The sequence below is a fragment of the Pseudomonas sp. NPDC077451 genome (genome assembly GCF_044543345.1).
Taxonomy (GTDB): domain Bacteria; phylum Pseudomonadota; class Gammaproteobacteria; order Pseudomonadales; family Pseudomonadaceae; genus Stutzerimonas.
Genome location: NZ_JBITVX010000001.1, coordinates 449,164 through 474,564 on the forward strand (window position 1 = coordinate 449,164; position 25,401 = coordinate 474,564).

The window sequence follows — 25,401 nt, forward strand, 5'->3', positions numbered from 1 at the left end:
TGCGACTGTGGAATCTTTCGATGGCACCTCTCCTGCGTTTGCCTGACCCACCTGAAGCGTGCGAGCTGTGCCTACGTCAGACGCCTTTGACCCGCCATCACCTGATTCCCAAGGCGTTACATGGCAAAAGCTACGTACGCAAACGCTTCGGGCGCGAAGAGCGAATCACCGCAACACTCTGGGTCTGCCGGCCCTGTCATAACCAGATTCATCGCCTGTTCAGCGAGAAGGAGCTGGCGCTCCGCTATAACAGCCGCGACGCATTATTAGCCGATCCAGGCCTGCGCACCTTTGTGGACTGGCTGTCGACCAAGCCGGCCGGGTTCGTGCCGCGCCATTAGTTTCGACAGTGTCTGGGTCAGTGCGTCGGAATAATTCGAAATACTCTCCGGTTTGACATTTGCCAGGTGTCGAGTTGTCGCACTTTGGCTATGATCGGCGCCCCAACTTCTCGGGTGCGCATCCTGCGCACAGACCGTTCCCCTTATGCTCTAGGTGCCCCATGCCTGAAATACTTCAGTATGTGCTGATCGGCCTTGCCGTGGCCGCTCTGCTCGGTGTCGTTCTTGAAGAAATCACCCACATCAACAAAGCCAAGGTCACGCTGTTCTTTGGAACCTTTGCTTGGATGTTGCTGTTCATTTTTTCCCCAGAAGGCGCCGAGCGCGATCTGGTTCTGGAAAGCCTCAACGAGAACATTGCCGAAATCGCCGGGCTGTGGATATTCCTCGTCGCCGCGATGACCTTCGTTGCCTATCTGAACAAGAAAGGGTTGATTGAAAACCTGATCTATCTGGTCCTGCCAAAACAAATCAGCGAACGGCAGCTGCTGTTCCTGACCGCGACGTTCTGCTTCGTGTTTTCCTCGTTGGCGGACAACATTACCGCCACGCTGGTATCGATCACGCTGATCATGTCGCTCAAGCTCAGCGCCGAAAAGACGATCAAATACGCGGCGCTGGTCGTGTTTGCGGTGAACTCGGGTGGCGTGGCGCTGATCACTGGTGACGTAACCACCTTGATGATCTTCCTTGCCGGGAAAGTACAGATTCTGCAACTGCTGCTGTTGGCGCTTCCGGCGTTCCTGGCGGTGATGCTGCTGGCGGCGATGCTCTCGCTGGGCATGAACGGTCAGGTGGTGGTGGAAAGCCATCGCACCGATGTCCGCCGGGTTGATATTGCCATCGCACTGATTTTCCTTGGCACCATTTTGTGCACCATCGCTGGTAACTTCTTCTTCCAGATACCGCCCGTGCTGACCTTCCTGACCGGCTTGTCGATTATGTTTCTGGTGGCGCGCTTCTTCAGCGATGACATTGAAACCGATCCGATTCTGGAATACGTGCGCCAAGTCGAATTCGAGACCCTGCTGTTCTTCCTCGGCATCCTGCTGTTGGTCGGCATGCTCAAGGAAATCAATGTGCTCGATGGGTTGGTGCAAATCTACGATCAGGTGCCTGCAGTGGTGGCCAACTACCTGATGGGCATCTTGTCTGCTGCGATCGACAACGTACCCCTGACCGCTGCACTGCTGAAGTCCGGGCTCGAGATGGGGATTGCCGAGTGGATGGTACTGACCTATGCAGTCGGCGTGGGCGGTTCGCTGCTGGTCATCGGGTCCGCGGCGGGCATTGTGGCCATGAGTAAGGTGCCGGGGCTGACCTTCGGTAGCTATCTCAAGTACAGCCTGTATCTGTTCATCGCATTCAATCTTGGCTTCGCTGGCGTCTATCTGACCGGCCTGGTAGTGGCGGGCTCGCTGGGCTGAGTCGCGCTTGGGCGCGGTCGCTCATAGCCGTTGGGTGAGCTGCCGCGCTTACCAGTGCAGGTTGAAGTGCGAGCCGAGCACGAATTGATCATCGAGCAGGTCCCAGCGTTCGACGCAGACCTTCTTGTCGGCGCCAGGGTGCAGCTTCATGCGATTGAACGAGTTCGGCGATGTACCACGGACTCGTGATGACAGGGTGGTTCCGGCCTGAACCATCCAGATCTCCCGTGACAACGCGGTGTACTGCTTGGACAACGGCAATACATAGGGCAGGTGAATGTGCCCGCCCATAACCAGGTCCAATCCTTCATCGGCCCAGCGGTGCAGCGCAGCATCGGCGTTGTGCTGCAGATTGCTCAGATCGCTCAGCACCATCGCGCCGAAAGGCTGGTGCGCCACGACAATACGCACTTTGTTCGGATCGCTCTGCTTGAGCCGCCGCGTCACGGCCTGCACTTGCTCGTCCGTCACCAGCCCATCCTTGTGCCGTCGCGGGTGGGTAGTGTTGAGACCCATCACCAACACCTCGTCATTCTCGAAGGTTGGCTCCAAATCCTCACCGAAGTGGCGACGGTAGTTGCGGTAAGGCATGAGGAAGCGAGCAAAGACGTTGTACAGCGGGATGTCATGGTTACCCGGAATCACCAGTGTTTCCGGGATGCCGTGACCATGCAAGCGCTGGACGAAGGCCTGGGCGTCGGCGAACTGTCCGGCCTTGGCGCGCTGCGTGATGTCGCCGGAAAAGATCAGCAGATCCGCGCCATGCTCGCGCACGTGGTCTTCCATGGCTTGCACGACGGCGGCCTCTTCGGTGCCGAAGTGGGTGTCGGAAATCTGCACGATGCTGGTCATGGGTGGGCGTCTTCTCGTCTGGTGTGCGTGACGGGTGGCATTGTTGCATTCGAAGCCATTCGGCGCCCGGCGTTCCGGTAAATCGCAGGCAGCGGTATCGAAACGTGTTGCGGCGTTGGCCCTGATCGCTTTCGGTTGCGCTGTGCAGGGCCTTGGACTAACCTCCGCGCTGCTTCAGGTGCCCCCTGGCTAAAAGCCAATGGGTGAAACAGGGAAGCCGGTTCATTCGATGAAGATTCCGGCGCTGCCCCCGCAACGGTAGGCGAGACAGGACACCGCTCACAGCCACTGTGCCACAGGCATGGGAAGGCCGCGGTTCCGGGATGCAAGGCATCCGCTCGCAAGCCCGGAGACCGGCCTGTCGCATTCCACGGCAGGGCGGCGGGCGCTGATCGGGGTGCGGCTGCTTGCACCTGCGCTCCTTTCGCATTCTCCGTCTGCCCTTATCGACTGATGTCGTGCGGCGGGCACGACGGAGACCTGGACTTGATCTGCAAGACCCTCAACACCTCAGCGGCGTGCCTGCTGCTTGGCTATGTTTCGCTTTCCCATGCTCAGCCGGTCCAACCGCTGAACCTCAACGACCAGGTGGTTACAGCCACGCGCACCGAGCAGGCGCTCAGCCGTATTGCTTCCACCAGCGTCATTACTCGCGAACAGATTGTACGCAGCCAGGCGCAGAGCGTTTCCGAGCTGCTGCGCGGCCTCGCGGGCGTCAATGTGGCCGCCAACGGCGGCCGTGGCAAGACTTCGGCCGTCTATGTACGTGGCACCAGCAGCCAGCATCTGCTGGTTTTGGTCGATGGGGTGAAAATCGGTTCGGCCACATCAGGCGGTGCATCGCTGGAGAACATTCCGGTCGAGCAAATCGAGCGTATTGAACTGGTCCGCGGCCCTCGTTCCAGCCTGTACGGTTCGGAAGCGGTAGGCGGCGTCATGCAGATCTTCACGCGGCGTGGAGAGGGCGAAGGGTTCAAGCCCTATTTTTCCGCTGGCGCGGGCAGCCGCTCCAGCTTCGACGGTACCGCTGGCATATCCGGTAGCCAGGGTGCCGGATGGTTCAATCTCGGCGTGGCGAGCGCGTCAACCGACGGTATCAATTCAAGGGCCTATCGGCCGTCAGCACCACGCTCCTACGAACCCGATGCGGACGGCTATCGCGAGCTGTCCGGTGCCTTGCGAGGTGGATATCGCTTCGACAATGGATTGGAGCTGGACGGCAGTTGGCTGCACGTCGACACCCACAGTGACTACGACTCTCGGTCTACCTCAGGTGCGACAGGTCGCTTCGCCTATAGCGACGGAAGCCAGCAAGTCATCGGTGGCCGGGCACGATTCAAGCCGCTCGAACCGTGGTTGGTGACGCTGCAGGCCGGTCACAGCGAAGACAACACTGACAACTTCCGCGACGGTCGTTTCTATTCTCGCTTTGACACCAAGCGTGATTCTTTCAATTGGCAGAACGACTTCAGTGTGGCCGACGACCAGTTGCTCACCCTGGGTTTTGATTACCAGCAAGACCGCATCGACGTCACGGACGACTATGCAGTGGACGCCCGCGATAACAAGGGCGCCTACCTGCAGTATCAGGGCCGCTTCGGCCGCCACGGCTTGTTGGCTGGCCTGCGTCGCGATGACAACGAGCAGTTCGGGAACCATGACACCGGCAATCTCGGCTGGAGCTATGACCTGCGCGACAACCTGATGCTGAGCGCGTCATACGGCACGGCTTTCAAGGCGCCCACTTTCAATGATCTCTATGCACCAGACACCGGCTTCACGGCTGGCAATCCTGACCTGCTGCCGGAAGAGTCGCAAAGCTATGAGCTGGGCCTGAAGGGTGAACAGCAATGGGGCGAGTGGAGCCTCAACGCGTTCGAAAACCAGATTGAGGATCTGATTGTCTGGACGGGAAGCAGTCCCATGCAGCCCCAGAACGTCGACGTGGCGCGTATTCGCGGGATCGAAGGCGTTGTCGGCACCGAGCTGCTGGGCTGGGATGTCGTCAGCTCGGTGACCTTCCTCGACCCGCAGGATCGCAGCAAGGCCAATCACGGGCATTTGCTGCCGCGTCGCGCCAAACGGACGCTGAATGTCGACCTGGACCGTGCCATTGGGCGCTTTGCTGTCGGCACGACGCTGTACGCCGCAAGCGAGCGTTTCGACAAATCCAGCAACACCGAAGCCGAGCGCTTGCCCGGCTATGCCCTGGTCGATCTGCGTGGCGAATACCGTCTCGATGATGCCTGGCGACTGCAGGCAAAACTGAGCAACCTGTTCGACCGCGATTACGAAACCGCCCAGACCTACGAACAGCCCGGCCGCGCGATCCATTTCACGGTTCGCTACCAGGCACTTTAATCGCGCTTCGGCGCTTCGCCCCAAGGAGAACACCGATGATCAAATTGTCCCCTGGAGCCCAACTGGCTGTCGGTATTGCGTTGGTCGCACTGATGGCCATGACCCGTGGCCAGCACTTCGCTTCGGTCAACCTGCCAAGCGCCTCTTGGGCGGTGTTCTTCCTCGCGGGCGTGCTGTTGTCGCCGCGCTGGGTGTTTCCGGCTTTGTTCGTCGAGGCGTCGCTGCTGGATTTCGCCGCCATCGAATGGCAGGGCGTGAGCAGCTACTGCATGTCACCGGCGTACTGGATGCTGGTGCCTGCCTACGGCTCGCTGTGGTTCGGCGGACGGATGTATGCGCGGTTGCACCGTGACCACCTGAGTAGCCTGGCATTGCTGGCGGGCGTCGTGGTGCTCAGTGCCTTCGTGTGCTACCTGTTTTCGGGCGGCGGTTTTCTGTTTTTCTCCGGCCGCTATCCAGACCCGAGCCTGGCGCAGCTGGCCGAGCGCATTGGCGTCTACTACCCGCGCTACCTGGGTAACTTGGCGTTGTATGTGGGGACCGCAGCGGTCCTGTTCGCCGGCCTGCGTGCTTGGAGCGCACAGCGTGAAGGCGCTCGCGCATGAATGAGTTCAGCGCACGCGATGATCGCCATAAGGCACGGATGCAACGCAAGAAGGCAGTCGTCGACGAGAAGATCGCCGAAGCGCAGGACGAGTACGGCCTGCTGCTGGTGCACACCGGTAACGGCAAGGGCAAGAGCAGCTCGGCGTTCGGCATGGTCGCCCGCGCACTCGGCCATGGCATCAAGGTGGGCGTGGTTCAGTTCATCAAGGGCGCGGCCAGTACCGGCGAAGAACGCTTTTTTCGTCGCTTTCCTGATGAGGTCCGCTACCACGTGATGGGGGAAGGCTTCACCTGGGAAACCCAGGACCGCCAGCGTGACATCGCCAAGGCAAAGGAGGCGTGGAACGTCGCCGCGCAGCTACTGGCTGATCCGGACATTGGTCTTGTCGTGCTGGATGAGCTGAACATCGCGCTTAAGTACGGCTATCTGGAACTCGACCCGATCCTCGCTGATATCGAGTCGCGACCGCTATTGCAGCATGTGGTGGTCACCGGCCGCGGCGCGCCGCCGGGTTTGATCGAGGCAGCCGACACCGTGACTGAAATGAGCCTGGTCAAACATGCCTTCAAAGCTGGCGTGAAGGCGCAGAAGGGAATCGAGTTCTGATGTTTGCAATCAAGGCATACGCAGTTGCTGAACGCTGGGGAGGGCAATGAATACGCCACATGACTGCCCGGCGCTGCTCATTGCCGCGCCAGCCTCCGGCCAGGGTAAAACGACCGTGACCGCTGGCCTGGCTCGCTTGCATACGCGCCAAGGCAAACGTGTGCGTGTCTTCAAGTGTGGTCCGGATTTCCTCGATCCCATGGTGCTGGCTCGTGCCAGTGGCCACCCGGTCTATCAACTCGATCTGTGGATGGTGGGGGAGGCGGAAAGCCGACGCCTGCTATGGGAAGCGGCGCGTGATGCTGACCTGATCCTCATCGAAGGCGTGATGGGACTGTTTGACGGCACGCCGTCGGCTGCCGATCTGGCGCGGCAGTTTGGCGTGCCGGTATTGGCGGTGGTCGATGGATCGTCCATGGCGCAAACCTTCGGCGCGCTGGCTCACGGTTTGGCCAGCTATCAGCCGGATCTACCGTTTGCCGGTGTGTTGGCCAATCGGGTCGGCAGCAGCCGCCATGGCGAGATCCTGCGCGACTGTTTGCCAAAGCAGATTGGTTGGTTCGGAGCCCTGCCACGCGGCGATTCGGTAGGCCTGCCCAGCCGCCACCTGGGGCTTGTACAGGCGCAGGAACTGGCAGATCTGGACGCCCGGCTCGACGCGGCTGCCGACGCTCTGGCGGCGAGCGCGGATTGCAGAATGCCGACGGCGATCAGCTTTCCACCACCGGCACCCGAGACGTTGCCGAAACTGTTGAGCGGTGTGCGTATCGGTGTGGCACGTGACGCTGCCTTCTCCTTCGTCTATCAGGCTAACCTCGACCTGCTGCAAGCGCTCGGTGCAGAACTCTTGTTCTTCTCGCCACTGCGATTCGCCCGCCTACCCGCAGTCGACAGTCTGTATCTTCCGGGCGGCTACCCGGAGCTGCACATGCGGGCATTGAGCCGTAACCGCACGATGGCCGAGGCGATACGCGCCCATCACGAGGCGGGCAAGCCGACCCTTGCCGAGTGCGGGGGCATGCTCTATCTGCTCGACGGCCTGACCGGCCAGGATGGGGTGCGTGAAAGCATGCTTGGCCTGATGCCCGGCGAAGCGACGATGCAGAAGCGTTATACCGCGATGGCGCTGCAGGAAGTACAGCTGCCGGAAGGGCGCCTGCGCGGCCACACCTTTCACCATTCCTCCCTTGAGTCGCCGATGCAGCCGCTGGCGCGGGGTGAATGTCCGAATTACAAGCGCACGGCCGAGGCGGTTTACCGGCAGGACCGGCTGACGGCTTCCTACATCCATTTCTACATGCCGTCCGACCCGTTCGCGGCTGCGGCGATGCTCAGTCCATGAGCGAGTTTGCCTTTACCGCGGAGCAGCGCGCCGGCGTTTACCGGGCGATTGGCGAACGTCGTGACATGCGGCATTTCAGCGGAGGCGAGGTTGCACCCGAGTTGCTGGCGCGCCTGCTCGAGGCCGCGCATCAGGCGCCTAGCGTGGGCTTGATGCAGCCTTGGCGGTTTCTTCGCATCAGCCGTCCCGACTTGCGCAGCGCCATTGCCAGGCTAGTCGAGGAGGAGCGTTTGCTCACTGCCGCTGCGCTGGGCGAGCGGGGCGAGGCATTCATGAAGCTCAAGGTCGAGGGCATTCACGATTGCGCCGAACTACTGGTCGTCGCGCTGATGGATGGCCGCGAGACACACGTGTTTGGTCGTCGCACGCTGCCGGAAATGGACCTCGCTTCGGCCGCCTGCGCGATCCAGAATCTCTGGCTCGCTGCGCGGGCCGAGGGCCTGGGCATGGGTTGGGTATCGCTGTTTGATCCCCAGGCACTGGCGGATCTGCTGCAGATGCCCGCTGGGGCCAAGCCGGTTGCGGTGATCTGCCTGGGGCCGGTGGCTGAGTTTTATCCTGCGCCAATGCTTGCGCTCGAAGGCTGGACCGAGCCGCGACCGCTCTGTGAGTTGCTATTCGACAACCTTTGGGGCCAGCAGTCATGAGCGTTGCCCTGAGCTGCTTGGGCGGTGTTGCACTCGACGTACTGCTCGGCGAACCCCGTCGCGGCCATCCCCTGGTTGCGTTCGGCAAGCTGGCCGATCGGCTCGAGCATCACTTCAACGGCCCCGGCGGTCGCGGCTGGCGCAGCCATGGCGTTACCGCCTGGTGCCTCGCCGTGCTGCCGCTGACGGCAGTGGCGTGGCTGCTCGGTTCGTTGCCGACTGTTGGCTGGCTGGTTGAGATCTGCTTGCTCTACATGGCGTTGGGACTGCGCAGCCTTGGCGACCATCTGCTGCCGGTAGCACGGGCCCTGCGTCAGGGTGATTTGGCTGAAGCGCGCCAGCGCGTCGGTTTCATTGTCAGCCGCGATACACGCGAACTCGACGAGCAGGGCGTCGCCCGAGCCGCGACCGAGTCGGCATTGGAGAATGGTAGCGATGCGGTATTTGCCGCGCTGTTCTGGTTCGTGCTGGCAGGCGCACCCGGTGTCGTGCTGTACAGGCTGAGCAACACACTCGATGCCATGTGGGGCTACCGCAATGAGCGCTTCGAGCGATTCGGCTGGGCCGCGGCGCGTATCGATGATGTGTTGAATTTCATTCCGGCCAGGCTGGTTGCGCTGACATATGCATTACTCGGCCATACGCGCCGTGCCTGGCGTTGCTGGCGCACGCAAGCGCCGCTGTGGGACAGCCCCAACGCCGGCCCCGTAATGGCTGCTGGCGCCGGTGCGTTAGGCGTGGCGTTGGGCGGTCCAGCCGTCTACCACGGCGAGCTGCATCACAGACCGGTGCTTGGAGAAGGCGAAGCGCCTCAGGCTCGAGACATCGAGCGCGCACTGGACATGGTCTGGGCCGGCGTCGGTCTTTGGTTGCTGGCATTGCTGCTTGGAGGTTGGCTGGATGCTTGAGCACGGCGGAAAACTGCGTAGGGCGGCCGAGCACTTTGATATACCGCTGCAGGACTGGCTGGATCTATCTACCGGCATTGCGCCATACGGTTTCGATCTGCCGGCCATTCCAACCGACGCCTGGCTGCGCCTGCCGGAAACCGTAGACGAACTGGAGACCGCTGCGCAGGGCTATTTTGGTGCCGCCTCGCTGTTGCCAGTGGCTGGTTCCCAGGCTGCGATCCAGATGTTGCCGCGCTTGCGCAGGCCATTGCAGGTCGGAATCGTCTCGCCCTGTTATGCGGAACATGCCGAGGCCTGGCGCCGCGAAGGGCATCGTCTCAGCGAATTCAGCGAGGGCAGTGTGCCGCGGGCGCTCGATGGGCTTGACGTGCTGGTCGTGGTCAATCCCAACAACCCCACCGGCCGCCTTTTACCGCCGGAGCAACTGCTCGCCTGGCACGGCCGTCTCGCCGAGCGTGGCGGTTGGTTGATCGTTGACGAAGCGTTCATGGATCCGACCCCGTCTCACAGCCTGGCGCCCCATAGCCATTTGCCGGGGCTGATTGTGCTGCGCTCGTTCGGCAAGTTTTTCGGTATGGCCGGTGCGCGGCTCGGGTTCGTGCTGGCGGAACAGAGTTTGCTGTCTGTGCTGAGCGATGCACTCGGGCCATGGCCGATTGCTGGCCCGTCACGCTTCATTGGCACCGTATTGCTTGCCGATCGCGACGGGCAGCGTCGTCAACGCGAGCGCCTGCTCGGCGACAGCGCGCGTCTGGCACAGCTGCTCTCAGCGCACGGGTTGCCACCAGCCGGCGGCTGCGGACTTTTCCATTGGGTGGTGACGGAGGAGGCGACGATGCTCCGTGAGTTTCTAGCCTGCCAGGGCATTCTGGTGCGCCGCTTTCTTTATCCGCCGAGTGTGCGCTTCGGGCTGCCGGCGGACGAAGCGGGATGGGCGAGGCTGACGCGGGCGCTGAGCAGCTATCAGGCGTTGAGCGCATGAGCACCTTGATGGTTCAGGGCACAACCTCCGATGCCGGCAAGAGCACCTTGGTGACCGCGCTGTGTCGCTGGCTCAAGCGCCAAGGTGTCGCCGTCGTGCCGTTCAAACCGCAGAACATGGCACTGAACAGCGCGGTAACCGCCGACGGCGGCGAGATCGGCCGCGCACAAGCGGTGCAGGCCCAGGCCGCAGGATTGTCGCCGCATACCGACATGAATCCCATCCTGCTCAAGCCCAACAGCGATGTGGGTGCGCAGGTGATCGTCCACGGTCGCGCCGTCGGCAATATGGATGCCGTGGCCTACCACGACTATAAGCGCGTGGCGATGGAGGCGGTGCTGGCATCGCACCGGCGCCTGCGCGATGCCTATCAGGTGGTAATGGTCGAAGGCGCGGGTTCGCCGGCCGAGATCAATCTGCGCGCCAACGATATCGCCAACATGGGCTTCGCCGAGGCGGTCGACTGCCCGGTGATCCTGATTGCCGATATCGACAAGGGCGGCGTGTTCGCACACCTGGTCGGCACGCTGGAATTGCTTAGCCCCAGTGAGCAGGCGCGGATCAAAGGCTTCGTGATCAACCGTTTTCGCGGCGATATTGCCCTGCTGCAGCCGGGCCTCGACTGGCTCGAACAGCGTACAGGCAAGCCCGTTCTCGGGGTGTTGCCTTACCTTATGGATTTCCACCTCGAAGCAGAGGACGCCGTCGACGTGCGTCAGTCCGCGAAGAGCGAGCAGACCTTGAAGGTCGTGGTGCCGGTCCTGCCGCGGATCAGCAATCACACCGACTTTGATCCGCTGCGTTTGCATCCTCAGGTTGATCTGCGTTTCGTCGGGCCCGGACAAGCGGTCCCGACTGCGGACCTGATTGTTCTGCCGGGATCGAAAAGCGTGCGCGCGGATCTTGCCTGGCTGCGCGAGCAAGGTTGGGAGGCAGCTATCCAACGGCATCTGCGCTACGGCGGCAAGCTGCTCGGAATCTGTGGCGGGCTGCAAATGCTCGGCAAATGCATTGCTGATCCGCTCGGTCTGGAAGGGCCGGCTGGGCAGAGCGACGGGTTGGGACTGCTTCGGTTCTCCACAACGCTGGCTGCCCACAAACAGCTGCGCAACGTGCATGGACGACTGAGGATTGATGACGTCGAGATCAGCGGCTACGAGATTCACGCCGGTATCAGCGACGGACCCGCACTGGAGCGTGCCGCCGTACGACTCGACGATGGCCGTCTAGATGGTGCGATCAGCGAGGACGGTCAGGTGCTCGGCACCTACCTCCATGGTCTGTTCGAGTCACCAGCTGCCTGCGAGGCGCTGTTGCGCTGGGCGGGGCTGAAGAGGGCGCAGCGGGTCGACTACCAGGCATTGCGAGAACGCGACATCGAACGTCTGGCGGATCTGGTCGAGAAGCACTTGGATGTCAGGCGACTGCTGGCGCTTTGCGGTCTTCCAACGGAGACGGGGGCATGATTGAGCTTATCCTCGGCGGTGCGCGGTCCGGCAAGAGTCGTTTGGCCGAGCGGCTTGCGGTTGAAAGTGGCCTGGCGGTTACCTATATCGCCACGAGCCAGCCATTGGATGGCGAGATGAACGAACGCATCGCTCATCACCGTGCCCGGCGCCCCGCCAGCTGGGCCTTGATTGAAGAACCGCTGACGCTGGCATCTGTCCTGCGTGAACACGCCCGTGCGGATCGCTGCCTGCTGGTGGATTGCCTGACGCTCTGGCTAACCAATCTGCTGATGCTGGACGACTTGGTTCGCCTGACGGAAGAACGTGAGGCCTTGCTTGAGTGCCTCGCTGACCTACCGGGGCGGGTGCTACTGGTCAGTAATGAAACAGGCCTGGGCGTGGTGCCGCTGGGGGAGTTGACCCGCCGATATGTCGATGAGGCGGGCCTGCTGCACCAGGCCATCGCCGAGCGTTGTCAGCGCGTGGTGTTCACCGTGGCGGGTTTGCCAATGACCCTGAAAGGAGCGGCGCTTTGAACAAGCAATGGTGGTTGGAACCCTGCCGGGTCCCGGACGAAGCGGCACGCCAGGCGGCACGTCAGCGCGATGCCCTGTTGACCAAGCCGGCGGGCTCGCTGGGGCGTATCGAAGCGGTGGTGCCGCAGCTGGCGGCTTTGCAGGGTCGCGCTCGTCCGTCAGCGGAGCACCTATTCATCGCCATTTTTGCCGGTGACCATGGCGTTGCCGAAGAAGGCGTCTCGGCCTTCCCGCAATCGGTGACTGGCCAGATGCTTGCCAACTTCGTCAACGGGGGCGCAGCGATCAGTGTGTTGGCGAAGCAGCTCGAGGCGACCTTGGAAGTGGTTGATCTGGGGACAGCGGCACTGTTGTCCCTGCCTCGGGTGCGCCATCTTTCGCTGGGGCCGGGCACCCGCAATTTCGCCAGGGAATCGGCGATGAGTGCCGACACCTGCCGGCTCGCGATGCAGGCCGGGCGCGACAGCGTGCTGCGGGCGCAACAGCAGCGGAGCGAGCTGTTCATTGGCGGCGAGATGGGCATCGGCAATACCACCACCGCGGCTGCGCTGGCCTGCGCTTTGCTGGGTTGCGCGCCGCACGAATTGGCCGGGCCGGGCACCGGCTTGGACGAGGCTGGAGTGGCGCATAAGCGCGCAGTCATCGAGCGGGCACTGGCGCTGCACGCGGGATCGCACGACACCCTCGGCTGGATGCAGCGGCTCGGTGGTTTCGAACTGGCTGCGCTCACCGGCGCCTATGTCGCCTGCGCGCAGCAAGGCATCGTCGTGCTGGTCGACGGCTTTATCTGCAGTGTGGCGGCGCTGTGTGCGGTGCGTCTGAACCCAGCCTGTCGTGACTGGCTGCTGTTCGCCCACCGCTCGGCTGAGCCAGGCCATGCCGCTGTGCTCAGCGCATTGGATGCTCAGCCGTTGCTCGACCTTGGCCTGCGTCTGGGCGAAGGCAGCGGCGCGGCGCTGGCGGTTCCGCTGCTCCGGATGGCCTGCGCGCTGCACGACGGCATGGCCACATTCGAAGAAGCCGCCGTTGCGGTGAAACACTCATGAGCGTGCAGCTGGAGTTGCTGCGTCACGGTGAAACCGAAGCCGGCGGCGGTTTTCGCGGGCGGCTGGATGATGCCCTCACCGCAACAGGCTGGCAGCAGTTGCGAGCAGCCGTTGTCGGCGCCGGACCCTGGGACCGAATCATCAGTTCACCCCTGCGCCGCTGCGCGGATTTCGCAGCTGAGCTCGCCGAGCAACGGTCACTTGAGCTCGAACTTGAGCCCGACCTTCGCGAACTGGACTTCGGCGATTGGGAAGGGCGCACCGCTGCGGACCTGATGGTCGATCAGAGCGAAGCCCTGGGCCGCTTCTGGAGCGACCCGTACGGCTTCACTCCGCCCGGCGCGGAACCCGTCGCTGACTTTGAGGCGCGCGTGCTGGCAGCAATCGAGCGGCTGACCGATCGATGTGCAGGCGAACGCGTGCTGCTGATCACGCACGCGGGCGTGATGCGGCTGCTCCTGGCGCAGGCGCGTGGTCTGCCGCGCGAAGGCCTGCTGCAGGTTGAGGTCAGTCATGGGGCGCTGTTCGGGCTGAGAACGGGCTTCGCCGACGCCACGCTCTGGCTGGAGGAAGGATGCAGCCCTTTCTGATCGCGCTGCAGTTTCTCACCTGCCTCCCGGTGCGACTGCGCAGCATGCCCGAGCCGCAGCAGATCGGCAGGTCGCTGCTGTATTACCCGCTGGTGGGGTTGCTGCTCGGCGGCATGCTTTGTTTGCTCGGCGTGGCTCTCGGCAATGCGGCGCCACCCTTGAAGGCCGCTTTGCTGCTGGCCGCGTGGGTCTGGCTCACCGGTGCGCTGCACCTTGACGGCCTGGCCGACAGTGCGGATGCCTGGCTGGGCGGCTTCGGCGACCGGGAGCGAACCCTGGCGATCATGAAAGACCCCTGCAGCGGCCCGGTTGCGGTCACCGTGCTGGTGTTAGTCCTGCTGTTGAAGTTCGTCGCGTTATGGACGCTGCTCGAGCAAGGCAATCTATGGGTGCTTTTGGCGGTGCCGCTGGTAGGGCGAAGCGCAATGTTGGGTTTGTTTCTGACTACGCCCTACGTACGGCCCGGCGGGTTGGGCCAAGCCCTGGCCGAGCACATGCCGCGATCGGAAGCGCGGCTGGTGTTGGGGCTGATTGTGCTCGGTGGCGTCCTGATGGGTGCTGGTGGTTGGGTTGCGCTGGCCGTTGCCGCTTGTGTGGGAGTGCTGGTGCGCCGCGCCCTGGTTCAGCGGTTGGGCGGTACCACGGGTGATACTGCCGGCGCGTTGTTGGAGCTGGTGGAGTGCGCGGTGCTGGTCGGCTTGGCGCTGCTGGGCTAGGGCGAGCCCTCAACCCAGCAATGCGACTGTCTTGATCTGCGCCCAGAGCGCCTTGCCCTCGGTAACCCCGAGCTGATCGGCCGAACGCCGCGTAATTCTCGCCAGCAGCGGTGTGCCTTGGGCGTCCAGGCGAACCAGAACATGGGCTGGCGTATCGGCGGTGACCACTTCAGCAACCCGCACCGGTAGCAGGTTGCTGATGCTGGTGTCTCCCGCACGTTCCAGCGTCAAGCTGACATCCCGCGCATGGACGCGAAAGCGCAGCCGATGACCGACCGCTTCGCTCCGTTGCGCCACCAGAACGTCACCGCCCTGAAACGTCAGGCGAGTGAGGTGGTAATCGGTGTCATGCCCGGCAATTTCGGATTCGATGACGACGCCTGCATCCTCACCGAACGCAGTCGGTAGATCGAGGCGTGCAAGGGTTTCGTGCAGCGGCCCCTGCGCAACGACCTGGCCCTCATCGAGCAGAACCAGGTGATCAGCCAGTCGCGCCACTTCGTCTGGTGCGTGGCTGACATAAAGCAGTGGTATATCCAACTCGTCGTGCAGACGTTCAAGGTACGGCAGGATTTCCTGTTTGCGCTTCACGTCGAGGGCAGCCAGAGGCTCGTCCATCAGCAGCAGACGGGGGCTGGTCAGCAGCGCACGTGCGATGCCGACCCGTTGTCGCTCGCCACCGGAAAGTCGCTCTGGCATGCGATCCAGAAGATGCTCGATGCCAAGCAGTTCGACAGCCTGATCCCAGACAACACGCCGGTCCTGTGATTGGACGCGCTTTATGCCGAATTCGAGATTGCCTTTGACGGATAGATGGGCGAACAGATTGGCATCCTGAAACACATAACCAATCGGGCGCTGATGCGGTGGCACGAACCACTGGCGGCTCGAGTCTTGCCAGCAGTCGCCATTGACCACCAGTGTTCCGGTGCTGCTGCGCTCGAGCCCGGCGATGCAGCGCAAGCAACTGGTCTTGCCCGAGCCCGAGGGGCCGAACAGGGCGCTGACACCACGGCCCGGTAGTTTGACGTCCACGTCGAGAGCGAAGCCTGGATGGGCCAGACGCAGCTGTGCATGTATCCCGCTCAGGTTGTTGTTCATCCGCGCCACCCCTGCCGCAGCGGGCTTGCATAGAGAACGAGTAGTACCAGAAAGGAAAACAGCAGCATCCCGCCGGCTAGCCAGTGCGCCTGGGCGTATTCCAGGGCTTCGACGTGATCGTAGATCTGTACGGACAACACGCGGGTTTTCTCGGGGATGTTCCCGCCGATCATCAGCACGACACCAAACTCGCCTACCGTATGGGCGAAGCCGAGAATGCTGGCCGTCACGAAACCTGGCCGTGCCAGCGGCAATACGACGGTGAAGAAGGTGTCCAGCGGGCCCGCACGCAAGGTTGCTGCGGCTTCTAAGGGACGTTCGCCAATCGCTTCGAAGGCGTTCTGCAACGGTTGCACCACGAAGGGCATCGAGTAGAACACCGAGCCCACGACCAGACCGGCAAAGGTGAACGGCAGGACGCCCAGACCGACCGTTTGGGTCAGTTGCCCAACGGGGCCATTGGGGCCCATCGCTACCAGCAGATAGAAGCCGAGCACACTGGGTGGAAGTACGAGGGGGAGCGCCACCACGGCGCCAATGGGGCCTTTCAGGCGTGAGCGGGTCCGTGCCAGCCACCATGCGATGGGGGTTCCGAGTAGTAACAGCAGAACGGTGGTGATGCTGGCGAGTTTGAGTGTCAGCCAGATCGCCGAAAGACTGGCGTCATCCAGGGCGGGCATTACCATCACCTACCGACCATAACCGTAGGCGTTGATCACCTCGGTTGCCTCTGCGCTTCGCAGGTAATCGAGCAGTGCGTGCGCCGCCGGGTTGTCGCGACCTTTGGTCAGCAGCAGAGCGTCCTGGCGAATCGGTGGATGATAGGTGGCGGGTACTACCCAGCCGGACCCCTGCCGGATTTCACCGCTTTCGATTACCTGAGAGAGCGCGACGAAGCCGAGTTCGGCGTTGCCGCTGGCGACGAATTGATGGGTTTGTGCAATGTTTTCACCTTGCACCAGCTTGCCCCTGACCGAATCGGCAAGACCCAGCTTTGTCAGCGTCGCCATCGCTGCGGCGCCGTAGGGTGCGGTTTTTGGGTTGGCGATCGCGAGGTGACGATATGGCTGATCGGTAAGCACCTTGCCCTGATCGTCGACATAACCATCATTGGCTGACCACAACACCAATGTACCGATGGCGTAGGTGAAGCGGCTTCCAGCAACACCCAACCCTTCGTCTTCCAGCCTGACTGGAATCTGTTCATCCGCTGCCAGCAGTATTGAGAAAGGCGCACCGTTGCGAATCTGCGCGTAGAGCTTTCCAGTCGAGCCGAAGGACAGTAGTACCTTATGGCCGGTGTCGCGTTCGAACTTTTCAGTGATGACGCGCATGGGCGAGGTGAAGTTCGACGCCACCGCAACCTGGATTTCATCGGCATGGCCGGTCAAAGGCGTAAGTGCAGCCAGCGCCGCGACAAGGGTCATACGAGTACGATTCATCATGCTCATCAATCTACCGCGATGATTACGTGAGAAGCTTTGATCAGCGCCGTACAGGGCTGACCGACGGCCAATCCGAGCGCTTCGGTGCTTTCATTGGTGATGACTGCCCCCAGCGTTCGGTTGCCGGGAAGTAGCAGCTTGACCTCGCAGCTGACCGCACCAGGCGTGATGGCCCCGATGGTTCCGCTCAGGCGATTGCGGGCGCTGATCTTCACGTCGGGATCAGGCGACAGCAGGACAAAGCTGGCTTTGACCAATGCCATGGCGATCTTGCCCGGTGCGAGCTGAAGCTCGTCGATACTGTCGTTGGTCAGCGTCGCGGTCATCGTTTGTCCGTCGCCGATATCCAGGCTGACGCTGCCATTCACCGCGCCTCGTTCGACCTGGGTGATGCGGCCCCGAAACTGGTTGCGTGCGCTGGTTTTCATGGCGATTGCCCTGAGCAGTTTGTCGAAATCCTCGAACCCATCGATACCCTGGGCGACCTGCGCCAGGAAGCGTTCGTACTCGTGTTGCATGCGCTGCCAGATATGCAGCATTTCCCGACCGAATTCCGTCAGTTGCGTCCCGCCGCCCTTGGTGCCGCCCGCTGAGCGTATGACCAGCGGCCGCTCGGAGAGATTGTTCATGGCATCCACCGCATCCCAGGCCGCCTTGTAGCTGAGCTTGATGGCCTTGGCGGCGCGACTGATCGAGCCCGTCGCCTCGATCTGTTCGAGCAGCTCGATGCGCTTGCCACCGAGATAGCCCTTCTCGCCACGGTTGAACCAGAGCTGCCCGTCTATGCGCAACGGCTCGAATTGTCTCGGATCGCTCATGTCTGCCTCCCATAAGGAGCGGTCATTTTGGCAAGCGCTATATAGATTTGTATATAGCGTTATAGCGTTGGCCTCAGTTATTGCGGTTGGGTGACCGTTGCTCCTGACGGGACTCGGGAGTAGCGTGGCCTCGATACCGCTTTTGGAGCTTCGTCATGAAAATTGAATGGGTGGCCGCCTCACTTGCGCTGCTTCTGTTGGCTGGTCCCGCAGCGGCTGAACAGTGCCCGGCATTGCTGCAGCATGAACTTCCGAAGCTGCGATCAAAGGAAACCATTGATCTGTGCGAGCAGTTTCAGGGTAAGGCGTTGGTCGTGGTCAACACCGCCAGCTTTTGTGGCTTCGCACCGCAGTTCAAGGGGCTGGAGGCGCTGTATCAGCGCTACAAGGGTGATGGGCTGGTGATTCTCGGCGTGCCGTCCGATGACTTCTTTCAAGAGTCTGATGATGCGGCTGAAACGGCGGAGGTCTGCTATGTGAATTACGGAGTGACCTTCCCGATGGCGCAGACACAGCCCGTACGCGGCAGTGATGCGATACCACTGTTTCGGCAACTGGCCGAGCAGGCCGGAGGGGCACCGCGTTGGAATTTCTATAAGTATGTAGTCGATCGCAACGGCAAGGTCGTCGACTACTTCTCGAGCAAAGTCGAGCCGGACGATCCAGAGCTGATCGGTGCAGTGGAGAAGGCGTTGGCCGAGTAGCGGGGAGGGGTGCCCCGACCGGTCGGCCGGGGCGGGGTGCATCAGAAGCGGTAGGTCATGGCAGCGCCGAAACCGTGAGCTCTGTTTTCGTAGGTGGCGTTGTAGACGCCACGAGTTGCGCTGGCCTGCTGGATCTTGGTGTCCTCTTCCCACAAGTAGGAGTAGGCCAGATCGACGGTCATGTCATCGGTTGGGTTCCAGGCCAGACCAAAGCTCACCGCAGTACGGTCGCCAGTCGGGATGCGTGGCGAGCGGTGGGTATTGTTGGTCGGGCTCTGATCGAACGCCAATCCGGTGCGAAGCGTCCACTGCTTGTTAAGCTTATAGGCTGCACCAAGCGCGTAGGACCAAGTGTCGTGCCAGTCCTGCTCTTCTTCAATGGTGCCGAAGGAGGCAGTAGCCGGGCCGGCCGCAACACCGTCGTTTTCAACAATAATCGACTCGAGGCGGCTCCAGCGGGTCAGCATCGCGCCGCCGTATAGGGTCCACTGATCGTTCAGTTCGTGAGTAATCGAGACGTCGATAGATTCAGGCGTTTCGAGATCCAGCGACGCATCGTATTCGCCGTACGCGCCTATGAAGGCCAGAGTCGGGTCGTTACCAGATACTCGAGTATCACCTTCGAGGGTGTAGTCGACTTTGGAGCGGTAGGTAATGCCAGCGCGGGTGTGCGGGGTGAACTCGTACAGTACGCCAACATTGAAACCCAAAGCCGTGTCATCACCTTTGATCTTGACGCGGCTGTCGGCTGTCGCCCCGGCGGTAGCTGGCGGGACCGCGCTTTCAAGTTGCCCGTCGATCCGGTTGATCGTTGGGCCGAAGCCGACCGAAAGCTTTTCGTTGAAACGATAGCTGACGGTTGGCTGTACGGTGATCACACGGACTTCACTGTAATCCCCAAAATAGCGCCCTTCGAAGCCGCTCTCATAGTCGGTAATCAGGCCGAAGGGTACGTACACACCAACGCCAACCGCCCATTTGTCGTCCAGCGGCTTCACGTAATAGCCCATCGGGACCGCGGTGACAGGGACCATATCGCCATCGTTGCTACCGCTGGCGGGGAAACTGCTGGTGTCGTTGATATCCGTCTTCGCATTGATCGCCGCCATGCCGAAGCTGACCTGCTCGCGCTGGAGGCGAGACATGCCGGCTGGGTTGCCGAACAGGGTAGTGGCGTCATCGGCAGAAGAAGAGCGACCGGCGAATGAGGTGCCCATGCCGCTGATGCTTTGTTCGTTAAGCGCGAAGCCGGCAGCCATGACTTGAGTGGAAAGGGCGCCTACGGCTACTGCAATCGCGGTCTTCAACCATGTTTTTTTCATTGTTGTACTCCAGGGGAAAAAGCGGCTCGGACCCTACCAAGCTTCTCTGATCTGTCGCAAACGAAAGAGTGCAATTTTTCGTAAAGCACGACGATCGGCGCCGATAAAAGGTCGAATTGCCGATAAAACCCGCTGGGCTGAAGCTGACCGATCGGTCGCATTCGAATCGTTTGGATCAGGCTATAGGTCGTTGTGGGTCGGTGATCCATTCGCTCCAGGAGCCTGGGTACAGTTTGGCCAGTGGGTAGCCGGCCAGGCAGAGGGCAAACAGGTTATGGCAGGCCGTCACGCCAGATCCGCAATAGGCCACCAGATCATCTGCTGGCTGGTCGGCCAGGTGCCGTTCGAATCGTGAACGCAGCTGTTCGGGCGAGAGAAAATATCCGGTCGCATCGAGGTTTTCGGTAAACGGCACACAGCGAGCACCAGGAATATGCCCGGCCACAGGATCGATAGGCTCCTGTTCGCCGAGAAAGCGAGGCAGGGCACGCGCATCGAATAGGGTCAGACCAGGCTGCCCGAGGCGTTTTGCCAGCTGTTGCGTGGAAACCAGCAAAAGGTCGTCGGGAGCCCCGTTGAACTGGCCGGGCTGAGCGTTGGCCGGTTCTCCAGTTACTGGCCCGCTGGCATCACGCCAGGCTTTGAACCCACCATCCAGCAAATACACACCGCTGCGTTTGCCCAGCCATGCCAGCAGCCACCATGCCCTTGCGGCAAATGCGCCGGGGCCGTCGTCGTACAGCACGACTTCGCTGTCATCATTCAGGCCTGCCGCGCGGAGTCGCGCAACCAACTGTCCCGGCTGCGGCAACGGGTGTCGACCGGTTTGGCCGCGGACAACCGGGCCTGACAGGTCCTTTTCCAGATCGAGAAAGCGCGCACCGGGGATATGCGCCTGTTCGTAGCTTCGCCTCCCGTATTCGGGGTCTTCTAGGGCGAATCGGCAGTCGAAAATACACAGATTCGGCTGCGAAAGGCGTGCGGTCAGTTCCGCAGTGTCGATCAGTTGAGCAAGCGGCATGGCAGGGCTCCGTTCGAATTCGGGGGAAACGTTATCACGCAGACTGACACGGCGATCAACGCGCTGGAGTTGGGGGCGCGATATATACTGCGTGCCTTTTCGCCCGCTCGTCGGTCGTAACATCGGACAACAAGGAGGGCCTAGTGGCCATCGAAACTCAATGGGTGCTGGATGATGCGCAACTGACCCGCCTGTGTGCCGAATGGCGCCAGCTGCCTTATATAGCAGTGGACACGGAGTTTATGCGGGTCGATACCTTCTACCCGATCGCCGCGCTGCTGCAGGTGGGTGATGGACGTTGTGCCTATCTGATCGATCCATTGCTGATTACCGATTGGGCTGCATTTGCCGGTCTGCTGACGGATCCGGCGGTCGTGAAAGTCTTGCATGCGTGCAGTGAAGATCTGGAAGTGCTCTGGCGGTTGACCGGTAGCCTTCCGGTACCGTTGTTCGATACGCAGCTGGCTGCTGGCTATCTGAATATCGGCTTTTCCATGGGCTACTCGCGGTTGGTGCAGAGCGTGCTGAACATTGAGCTGCCCAAAGGCGAGACGCGCTCCGATTGGCTTCAGCGACCCTTGAGCGAGATGCAGGTGCGCTATGCAGCCGAAGACGCCCAGCATCTGGCTGAGCTGTACGAGGCCCTGCTGCCGAAGCTGTCCGACGAGAAGCGTGCTTGGGTCATGGAAGATGGCGCCGAGTTGGTCGCCAATCTCCAGCGCGAGACCGATCCGGATGAAGCCTATCGTGACGTCAAGCAGGCCTGGCGCTTGAAGCCGCGTCAGCTGGCGGTGTTGCGAGTCCTGACGGGCTGGCGTGAGCGGCAGGCGCGTGCACGTAACCAACCCCGTAATCGCGTATTACGCGAACACAGCTTGTGGCCCCTGGCCCGCACCCAGCCAACCGATCTGGTAAGCCTGGCGCGTATCGATGACATGCACCCGCGAACGGTACGCCAGGATGGCGAGACGTTACTCGAGCTAATCCGTACTGCCGCTGCGACGCCCGAGCAGGACTGGCCAGAATCTTTACCGGAGCCATTGCCACTCGACGCGTCGGCGCTGCTGAAAAAATTGCGTACTGTCGGTCAGCGCGAAGCCCAAGCCATGAACATCGCGCCAGAATTGATGCTGCGCAAGAAGGTGCTGGAAGCCTTGTTGAAATCCGGATATCCCGACGGTCCTTATCAGTTGCCTGAGTCGCTGCGCGGTTGGCGCCGCGAACGAATGGGGCAAGCCCTTCTCGAAGTGCTGGAAGAGAAATCATGAAACGCATCTGCTCCATCTATAGAAGCCCGCGTAAGAAAGGAATGTACCTGTACGTCGAGCGCAGCGAAGCGCTCGCCCGGGTGCCGGAAGCTTTGCTTGCCGCTTTCGGTCCGCCGCAGCTTGCCTTCGACATCGTCCTTACGCCTGAGCGCAAGCTTGCGCAGGAGGACATCGCTACGGTCCTCGACAATCTGGATAAGCAGGGTTACCACCTGCAGATGCCGCCGCCCGATGATGACTATATAGAGCACCTGCCCGAAGAGTTGCTTCGTCGCAACGACCCGGTGTGAATCGCGGGCAGCTCACGGCCGTCGGTCGATTACCTTTCAGCAGAAACGCTCCGAGCTTCCCCATGCTTGGCCAGACCTGCGGCAATGGCTAGACTCCCGGCATTTCTCCGAGATGGCTATTCATGGCAGCAAAAGTCGAACCCTTCTGGATGCGCAAAACTCTGGCCGAGCTGGACTCAGCCGAGTGGGAGTCGCTTTGCGATGGCTGTGGTCTTTGCTGTCTGCAAAAGCTTGAGGATGAAGAGGATGGAAGCGTTTACTACACCCGTATCGCCTGCAAACTGCTCGATCTGAAAAGCTGCCGTTGCACCGACTACCCCAACCGCCGCGCCAGTGTCCCTGACTGCGTCCAGCTGACTGCGGTGGACGCTGCACAATTCAAGTGGTTGCCGCCTACCTGTGGCTACCGCCTCGTAGCCGAAGGTAAGGATCTACCGCTTTGGCATCATCTGGTGTGTGGCGATCCAGATGCCGTGCATGCCGAGCGGATTTCCCAATCGGGCCGGATGATTACCGAGGGCTCTGTGGCTGATGAGGACTGGGAAGATCATCTGATATTCCGGGCCGGTTGAATCTACCTCGGTCCGCGTCGTCATAGCACTGAACCCAATCTGGAGCCGCTCGATGTCCCGCCGTCAGTTACCGCTGCTTGCCGTTCTGTTGCTTTCGTTCGTTGCGCCACTTCAGGCGGCCAAGCGGGTCGACCTGGACTACACCGTCAAGTTCGTTCCCGAGCAGGGTATTGCGGAAGTGGAGCTCGCCCTCGAGGACGGCGGCGCGGTTAAATTTCTAGATCTGAATCTTGGCAAGGAACAGACCTATAGCGATTTCCAGACCAACAGCGAAAGCAGCTGGGAGGAAGAGAGTGGGCGCGGAGTCTGGCGGCCAGGTCCTGGCAAAGCACGTTTGAGTTATCAGGTTAAGGTCAGTCATCAGCGCAAAAGTGGCCGCTTCGATGCGCGGATGACGGATGACTGGACGTTGCTGCGCGGAGACGATCTGGTGCCGGCCGGCCGCCTTGATCAGCAGGACGGAGTCAGACTGGTTTCTCGGCTGCAGTTCGAACTACCCAGCGGCTGGAAGAGCGTCGAGACCGGTTGGCCACGTATCGGGAAGAATCGCTTTCGCATCGACAATCCTGAGCGCCTGTTCGATCGTCCGACCGGATGGATCCTCGCCGGCAAGCTTGGCAGTCGCCGGGCCCGACTCGGTGAAACCGACGTGGCGGTTTCTGCCCCGGTGGGCGAAGGGATGCGCAGGATGGACATCCTTACGCTGCTGACCTTCGTCTGGCCCGAAATGCAGAACGTATTCCCCCGGGATCCTGAGAAGCTGCTGGTTGTCGGGGCCGGCGACCCGATGTGGAGAGGCGGTTTGTCTGGCCCCAATTCGCTGTTCATGCACGCCGACCGTCCATTGGTCAGCGAGAACGGCACCAGTTCGCTGGTGCATGAGCTGGTTCATGTGTTCAGTCGAATCTCCGATGCCGATCGCAGTGACTGGATAAGCGAGGGGCTGGCCGAGTACTACGCGATCGAGCTGATGCGTCGCGCCGGCGGCATGAGCGAGGATCGCTACCAGGCGGTTCGAGAGCATCTGACTGAATGGAGTCGCAAGGTCGATAGCCTGCGGACCGAGCGATCCAGTGGTCCGGTCACAGCCAGAGCCGTGCTTCTGCTGCAGGAGCTCGATCGGGAGATCCGCCAGCGCAGCAAAGGGCGCCACTCGCTCGATGATGTTGCGCGGGGTTTGATGCGACTGGATCGGGTAACCACTGACGACTTCATCAACATCACTGAAACCATGCTGGGTGGCGGATCGAAGGTTCTTGATAGCCGGTTGTTGCGCTAGGGGCGGGGTGGTGCGTAGGCGGTGCCTGTCTTGGTGATGAATCCATTCGAGCAAGGACCCTGTGATGAGTCTGATTGATCTTAGGAGTGATACGGTCACCCAGCCGACCTTGGGGATGCGCGACGCCATGCTGGGTGCAACCACTGGCGATGATGTGTATGGCGAGGATCCGACGGTCCGCCAGCTGGAACAGACGTTGGCGGCGCAGCTGGGTTTACAGGCTGGATTGTTTGTGCCCAGCGGAACCATGAGCAATTTGTTGGCGCTGATGGCGCATTGTGAGCGGGGCGATGAGTACATCGCTGGGCAGTTGGCGCACGCCTACAAGTACGAAGCCGGCGGTGCTGCAGTGCTTGGCTCGATCCAGCCGCAGCCGATCGAAATGGAGCCGGATGGCTCGTTGGATCTGGCGCGCGTCGCGGCGGCGATCAAGCCGGACGACTTTCATTTCGCCCGTACGCGTTTGCTGGCGCTTGAAAACACGATGCACGGCAAGGTCCTGCCGCTCGCCTATCTGGCGGAGGCAAGGGCGTTCACGCATGAACGTGGGCTTGCGCTTCATCTAGACGGGGCTCGCTTGTTCAATGCGGTGGTCAAGCTTGGTTGCACCGCTGAAGAGATAGGGCACCACTTCGATTCGGTGTCGGTGTGTCTGTCAAAAGGCCTGGGTGCGCCTGTCGGTTCGGTGCTCTGTGGTGACGAGTCCTTGGTTGCCAAGGCAAGGCGATTGCGCAAAATGGTCGGCGGCGGCATGCGCCAGGCTGGAGTGCTGGCCGCGGCAGGCCTCTACGCTTTGGATCATCAGGTTCAACGTTTGGCGGAGGATCACCAGCGCGCCCACGACATCGCCGAGGGACTGGAAGCACTGGCCTATCGCGTCGAGCCAGTCCAAACCAATATGGTCTACGTCGATATGGGTGACCGCGCGACGTCGCTGAAAGCGTTCTGCGCCGAGCGCGGCATCGTCATCACTGCTGCGCCTCGGTTGCGGTTGGTGACGCATTTGGACGTGCTCCCAGAGCACGTCGATACGATTCTCGAAAGCTTTGCAGCATTCCTCAAAGCATAGGTTCGAATCGCTGTCGAATAGCTTGATTCAATCTTATTTATCCTCTATGCGTGCGGCACAGGGCCGATATAATGCGGCCCTTTGCCGGCTATCCGTTTGG

27 protein-coding genes and 1 riboswitch are annotated in these 25,401 nt (G+C 61.4%); of the genes, 20 read left to right on the forward strand and 7 right to left on the reverse strand.

The window, feature by feature from the left end; all coding sequences use genetic code 11:
- Positions 1-20 precede the first annotated feature (20 nt).
- Positions 21-341: a hypothetical protein gene (locus ACIGHL_RS02105; protein WP_128119146.1), complete on the forward strand. Its 321-nt coding sequence runs from the start codon at positions 21-23 to the stop codon at positions 339-341.
- 161 nt (positions 342-502) lie between these two features.
- Positions 503-1,768 carry a sodium:proton antiporter NhaD gene (nhaD, locus tag ACIGHL_RS02110; RefSeq protein WP_128119147.1) on the forward strand — a complete coding sequence of 422 codons (1,266 nt, stop codon included), beginning with the start codon at positions 503-505 and terminating at the stop codon, positions 1,766-1,768.
- A gap of 48 nt (positions 1,769-1,816) precedes the next feature.
- On the opposite strand, the gene ACIGHL_RS02115 is transcribed toward nhaD, so the two are convergent.
- Positions 1,817-2,620, reverse strand: a complete 804-nt coding sequence (locus ACIGHL_RS02115; RefSeq protein WP_128119148.1) for a metallophosphoesterase family protein — start codon at positions 2,618-2,620, stop codon at positions 1,817-1,819.
- Positions 2,621-2,779: 159 nt separating this feature from the next.
- Positions 2,780-2,996: riboswitch (cobalamin riboswitch) on the forward strand.
- A gap of 77 nt (positions 2,997-3,073) precedes the next feature.
- Here ACIGHL_RS02115 and btuB point away from each other — a divergent pair.
- Genes btuB through ACIGHL_RS02175 form a run of 12 tightly spaced genes read left to right on the forward strand, consistent with a single transcriptional unit; the run spans position 3,074 to position 14,412 of the window.
- Entirely contained in the window at positions 3,074-4,981 is a 1,908-nt protein-coding gene (gene btuB, locus ACIGHL_RS02120; protein ID WP_241508986.1) for a TonB-dependent vitamin B12 receptor, read from the forward strand.
- A gap of 35 nt (positions 4,982-5,016) precedes the next feature.
- Positions 5,017-5,586 carry a hypothetical protein gene (locus tag ACIGHL_RS02125; RefSeq protein WP_128119150.1) on the forward strand — a complete coding sequence of 190 codons (570 nt, stop codon included), beginning with the start codon at positions 5,017-5,019 and terminating at the stop codon, positions 5,584-5,586.
- A complete protein-coding gene (gene cobO, locus ACIGHL_RS02130; protein WP_128119151.1) occupies positions 5,583-6,194 on the forward strand; it encodes a cob(I)yrinic acid a,c-diamide adenosyltransferase in 612 nt (203 codons plus the stop codon). The genes ACIGHL_RS02125 and cobO overlap by 4 nt, the downstream gene beginning before the upstream one ends.
- A 46-nt stretch (positions 6,195-6,240) precedes the next feature.
- Entirely contained in the window at positions 6,241-7,536 is a 1,296-nt protein-coding gene (locus ACIGHL_RS02135; protein ID WP_127839633.1) for a cobyrinic acid a,c-diamide synthase CobB, read from the forward strand.
- Positions 7,533-8,183, forward strand: coding sequence for a 5,6-dimethylbenzimidazole synthase (gene bluB / locus ACIGHL_RS02140; protein WP_128119152.1), 651 nt, complete (start codon positions 7,533-7,535; stop codon positions 8,181-8,183). Before ACIGHL_RS02135 ends, bluB begins: the two co-directional genes overlap by 4 nt.
- Positions 8,180-9,091, forward strand: coding sequence for an adenosylcobinamide-phosphate synthase CbiB (gene cbiB, locus ACIGHL_RS02145; protein WP_128119153.1), 912 nt, complete (start codon positions 8,180-8,182; stop codon positions 9,089-9,091). The genes bluB and cbiB overlap by 4 nt, the downstream gene beginning before the upstream one ends.
- Positions 9,084-10,076, forward strand: coding sequence for a threonine-phosphate decarboxylase CobD (cobD, locus tag ACIGHL_RS02150; RefSeq protein WP_128119154.1), 993 nt, complete (start codon positions 9,084-9,086; stop codon positions 10,074-10,076). Before cbiB ends, cobD begins: the two co-directional genes overlap by 8 nt.
- Positions 10,073-11,542: a cobyric acid synthase gene (locus ACIGHL_RS02155; protein ID WP_128119155.1), complete on the forward strand. Its 1,470-nt coding sequence runs from the start codon at positions 10,073-10,075 to the stop codon at positions 11,540-11,542. Before cobD ends, ACIGHL_RS02155 begins: the two co-directional genes overlap by 4 nt.
- Positions 11,539-12,060, forward strand: coding sequence for a bifunctional adenosylcobinamide kinase/adenosylcobinamide-phosphate guanylyltransferase (gene cobU, locus ACIGHL_RS02160; protein ID WP_128119156.1), 522 nt, complete (start codon positions 11,539-11,541; stop codon positions 12,058-12,060). Before ACIGHL_RS02155 ends, cobU begins: the two co-directional genes overlap by 4 nt.
- A complete protein-coding gene (gene cobT, locus ACIGHL_RS02165) occupies positions 12,057-13,106 on the forward strand; it encodes a nicotinate-nucleotide--dimethylbenzimidazole phosphoribosyltransferase (RefSeq protein ID WP_128119157.1) in 1,050 nt (349 codons plus the stop codon). The genes cobU and cobT overlap by 4 nt, the downstream gene beginning before the upstream one ends.
- A complete protein-coding gene (gene cobC, locus ACIGHL_RS02170) occupies positions 13,103-13,696 on the forward strand; it encodes an alpha-ribazole phosphatase family protein (RefSeq protein ID WP_128119158.1) in 594 nt (197 codons plus the stop codon). Before cobT ends, cobC begins: the two co-directional genes overlap by 4 nt.
- Entirely contained in the window at positions 13,681-14,412 is a 732-nt protein-coding gene (locus tag ACIGHL_RS02175) for an adenosylcobinamide-GDP ribazoletransferase (protein ID WP_128119159.1), read from the forward strand. Before cobC ends, ACIGHL_RS02175 begins: the two co-directional genes overlap by 16 nt.
- A 9-nt stretch (positions 14,413-14,421) precedes the next feature.
- Here the strand turns inward: ACIGHL_RS02175 and modC are convergent, their stop codons facing one another.
- From modC to ACIGHL_RS02195, 4 genes are read right to left on the reverse strand one after another with little or no spacing between them, the layout of a single operon-like run.
- A complete protein-coding gene (gene modC / locus ACIGHL_RS02180; RefSeq protein ID WP_128119160.1) occupies positions 14,422-15,513 on the reverse strand; it encodes a molybdenum ABC transporter ATP-binding protein in 1,092 nt (363 codons plus the stop codon).
- Positions 15,510-16,199, reverse strand: a complete 690-nt coding sequence (gene modB / locus ACIGHL_RS02185; protein ID WP_128119161.1) for a molybdate ABC transporter permease subunit — start codon at positions 16,197-16,199, stop codon at positions 15,510-15,512. The genes modC and modB overlap by 4 nt, the downstream gene beginning before the upstream one ends.
- A gap of 3 nt (positions 16,200-16,202) precedes the next feature.
- Positions 16,203-16,955 (reverse strand): molybdate ABC transporter substrate-binding protein, encoded by a 753-nt coding sequence (gene modA / locus ACIGHL_RS02190; protein ID WP_128119296.1) that lies wholly within the window; start codon positions 16,953-16,955, stop codon positions 16,203-16,205.
- Between the two features lie 8 nt (positions 16,956-16,963).
- Positions 16,964-17,776, reverse strand: a complete 813-nt coding sequence (locus ACIGHL_RS02195; protein WP_128119162.1) for a TOBE domain-containing protein — start codon at positions 17,774-17,776, stop codon at positions 16,964-16,966.
- Between the two features lie 155 nt (positions 17,777-17,931).
- Here ACIGHL_RS02195 and ACIGHL_RS02200 point away from each other — a divergent pair, with 155 nt between their 5' ends.
- Complete coding sequence (locus ACIGHL_RS02200; protein ID WP_128119163.1) at positions 17,932-18,480, forward strand: glutathione peroxidase; 549 nt, start codon at positions 17,932-17,934, stop codon at positions 18,478-18,480.
- Positions 18,481-18,521: 41 nt separating this feature from the next.
- Here ACIGHL_RS02200 and ACIGHL_RS02205 read toward each other — a convergent pair whose 3' ends face one another.
- Entirely contained in the window at positions 18,522-19,802 is a 1,281-nt protein-coding gene (locus ACIGHL_RS02205) for an OmpP1/FadL family transporter (protein WP_128119164.1), read from the reverse strand.
- 175 nt (positions 19,803-19,977) lie between these two features.
- The gene (locus tag ACIGHL_RS02210; protein WP_128119165.1) at positions 19,978-20,823 is read right to left on the reverse strand and encodes a sulfurtransferase; all 846 of its coding nucleotides are present in this window, start codon (positions 20,821-20,823) and stop codon (positions 19,978-19,980) included.
- A gap of 143 nt (positions 20,824-20,966) precedes the next feature.
- On the opposite strand from ACIGHL_RS02210, the gene rnd reads away from it, so the two are divergent.
- The 5 genes from rnd (at position 20,967) to ltaE (ending at position 25,301) form a co-directional block, all read left to right on the forward strand.
- The gene (gene rnd / locus ACIGHL_RS02215; RefSeq protein ID WP_128119166.1) at positions 20,967-22,091 is read left to right on the forward strand and encodes a ribonuclease D; all 1,125 of its coding nucleotides are present in this window, start codon (positions 20,967-20,969) and stop codon (positions 22,089-22,091) included.
- Positions 22,088-22,381, forward strand: coding sequence for a YcgL domain-containing protein (locus ACIGHL_RS02220; RefSeq protein ID WP_128119167.1), 294 nt, complete (start codon positions 22,088-22,090; stop codon positions 22,379-22,381). Before rnd ends, ACIGHL_RS02220 begins: the two co-directional genes overlap by 4 nt.
- Before the next feature lie 122 nt (positions 22,382-22,503).
- The gene (locus tag ACIGHL_RS02225; protein WP_045425970.1) at positions 22,504-22,953 is read left to right on the forward strand and encodes a YcgN family cysteine cluster protein; all 450 of its coding nucleotides are present in this window, start codon (positions 22,504-22,506) and stop codon (positions 22,951-22,953) included.
- A gap of 52 nt (positions 22,954-23,005) precedes the next feature.
- Entirely contained in the window at positions 23,006-24,232 is a 1,227-nt protein-coding gene (locus tag ACIGHL_RS02230; RefSeq protein WP_128119168.1) for a M61 metallopeptidase family protein, read from the forward strand.
- Between the two features lie 64 nt (positions 24,233-24,296).
- Complete coding sequence (gene ltaE / locus ACIGHL_RS02235) at positions 24,297-25,301, forward strand: low-specificity L-threonine aldolase (protein ID WP_128119169.1); 1,005 nt, start codon at positions 24,297-24,299, stop codon at positions 25,299-25,301.
- The last annotated feature ends 100 nt before the right edge of the window (positions 25,302-25,401 follow it).

Coding starts and splice junctions, on each gene's coding strand:
- cobU (WP_128119156.1), top strand. CDS start 11,539: ATGATTGAGCTTATCCTCGGCGGTGCGCGGTCCGGCAAGAGTCGTTTG.
- ACIGHL_RS02230 (WP_128119168.1), top strand. CDS start 23,006: ATGTCCCGCCGTCAGTTACCGCTGCTTGCCGTTCTGTTGCTTTCGTTC.
- ACIGHL_RS02125 (WP_128119150.1), top strand. CDS start 5,017: ATGATCAAATTGTCCCCTGGAGCCCAACTGGCTGTCGGTATTGCGTTG.
- cobC (WP_128119158.1), top strand. CDS start 13,103: ATGAGCGTGCAGCTGGAGTTGCTGCGTCACGGTGAAACCGAAGCCGGC.
- nhaD (WP_128119147.1), top strand. CDS start 503: ATGCCTGAAATACTTCAGTATGTGCTGATCGGCCTTGCCGTGGCCGCT.
- ACIGHL_RS02200 (WP_128119163.1), top strand. CDS start 17,932: ATGAAAATTGAATGGGTGGCCGCCTCACTTGCGCTGCTTCTGTTGGCT.
- ACIGHL_RS02135 (WP_127839633.1), top strand. CDS start 6,241: ATGAATACGCCACATGACTGCCCGGCGCTGCTCATTGCCGCGCCAGCC.
- ACIGHL_RS02175 (WP_128119159.1), top strand. CDS start 13,681: ATGCAGCCCTTTCTGATCGCGCTGCAGTTTCTCACCTGCCTCCCGGTG.
- ltaE (WP_128119169.1), top strand. CDS start 24,297: ATGAGTCTGATTGATCTTAGGAGTGATACGGTCACCCAGCCGACCTTG.
- cobO (WP_128119151.1), top strand. CDS start 5,583: ATGAATGAGTTCAGCGCACGCGATGATCGCCATAAGGCACGGATGCAA.
- ACIGHL_RS02105 (WP_128119146.1), top strand. CDS start 21: ATGGCACCTCTCCTGCGTTTGCCTGACCCACCTGAAGCGTGCGAGCTG.
- ACIGHL_RS02225 (WP_045425970.1), top strand. CDS start 22,504: ATGGCAGCAAAAGTCGAACCCTTCTGGATGCGCAAAACTCTGGCCGAG.
- ACIGHL_RS02210 (WP_128119165.1), bottom strand. CDS start 20,823: ATGCCGCTTGCTCAACTGATCGACACTGCGGAACTGACCGCACGCCTT.
- ACIGHL_RS02155 (WP_128119155.1), top strand. CDS start 10,073: ATGAGCACCTTGATGGTTCAGGGCACAACCTCCGATGCCGGCAAGAGC.
- ACIGHL_RS02195 (WP_128119162.1), bottom strand. CDS start 17,776: ATGAGCGATCCGAGACAATTCGAGCCGTTGCGCATAGACGGGCAGCTC.
- modC (WP_128119160.1), bottom strand. CDS start 15,513: ATGAACAACAACCTGAGCGGGATACATGCACAGCTGCGTCTGGCCCAT.
- bluB (WP_128119152.1), top strand. CDS start 7,533: ATGAGCGAGTTTGCCTTTACCGCGGAGCAGCGCGCCGGCGTTTACCGG.
- ACIGHL_RS02205 (WP_128119164.1), bottom strand. CDS start 19,802: ATGAAAAAAACATGGTTGAAGACCGCGATTGCAGTAGCCGTAGGCGCC.
- btuB (WP_241508986.1), top strand. CDS start 3,074: ATGTCGTGCGGCGGGCACGACGGAGACCTGGACTTGATCTGCAAGACC.
- ACIGHL_RS02115 (WP_128119148.1), bottom strand. CDS start 2,620: ATGACCAGCATCGTGCAGATTTCCGACACCCACTTCGGCACCGAAGAG.
- modB (WP_128119161.1), bottom strand. CDS start 16,199: ATGGTAATGCCCGCCCTGGATGACGCCAGTCTTTCGGCGATCTGGCTG.
- cobD (WP_128119154.1), top strand. CDS start 9,084: ATGCTTGAGCACGGCGGAAAACTGCGTAGGGCGGCCGAGCACTTTGAT.
- ACIGHL_RS02220 (WP_128119167.1), top strand. CDS start 22,088: ATGAAACGCATCTGCTCCATCTATAGAAGCCCGCGTAAGAAAGGAATG.
- modA (WP_128119296.1), bottom strand. CDS start 16,955: ATGAATCGTACTCGTATGACCCTTGTCGCGGCGCTGGCTGCACTTACG.
- cbiB (WP_128119153.1), top strand. CDS start 8,180: ATGAGCGTTGCCCTGAGCTGCTTGGGCGGTGTTGCACTCGACGTACTG.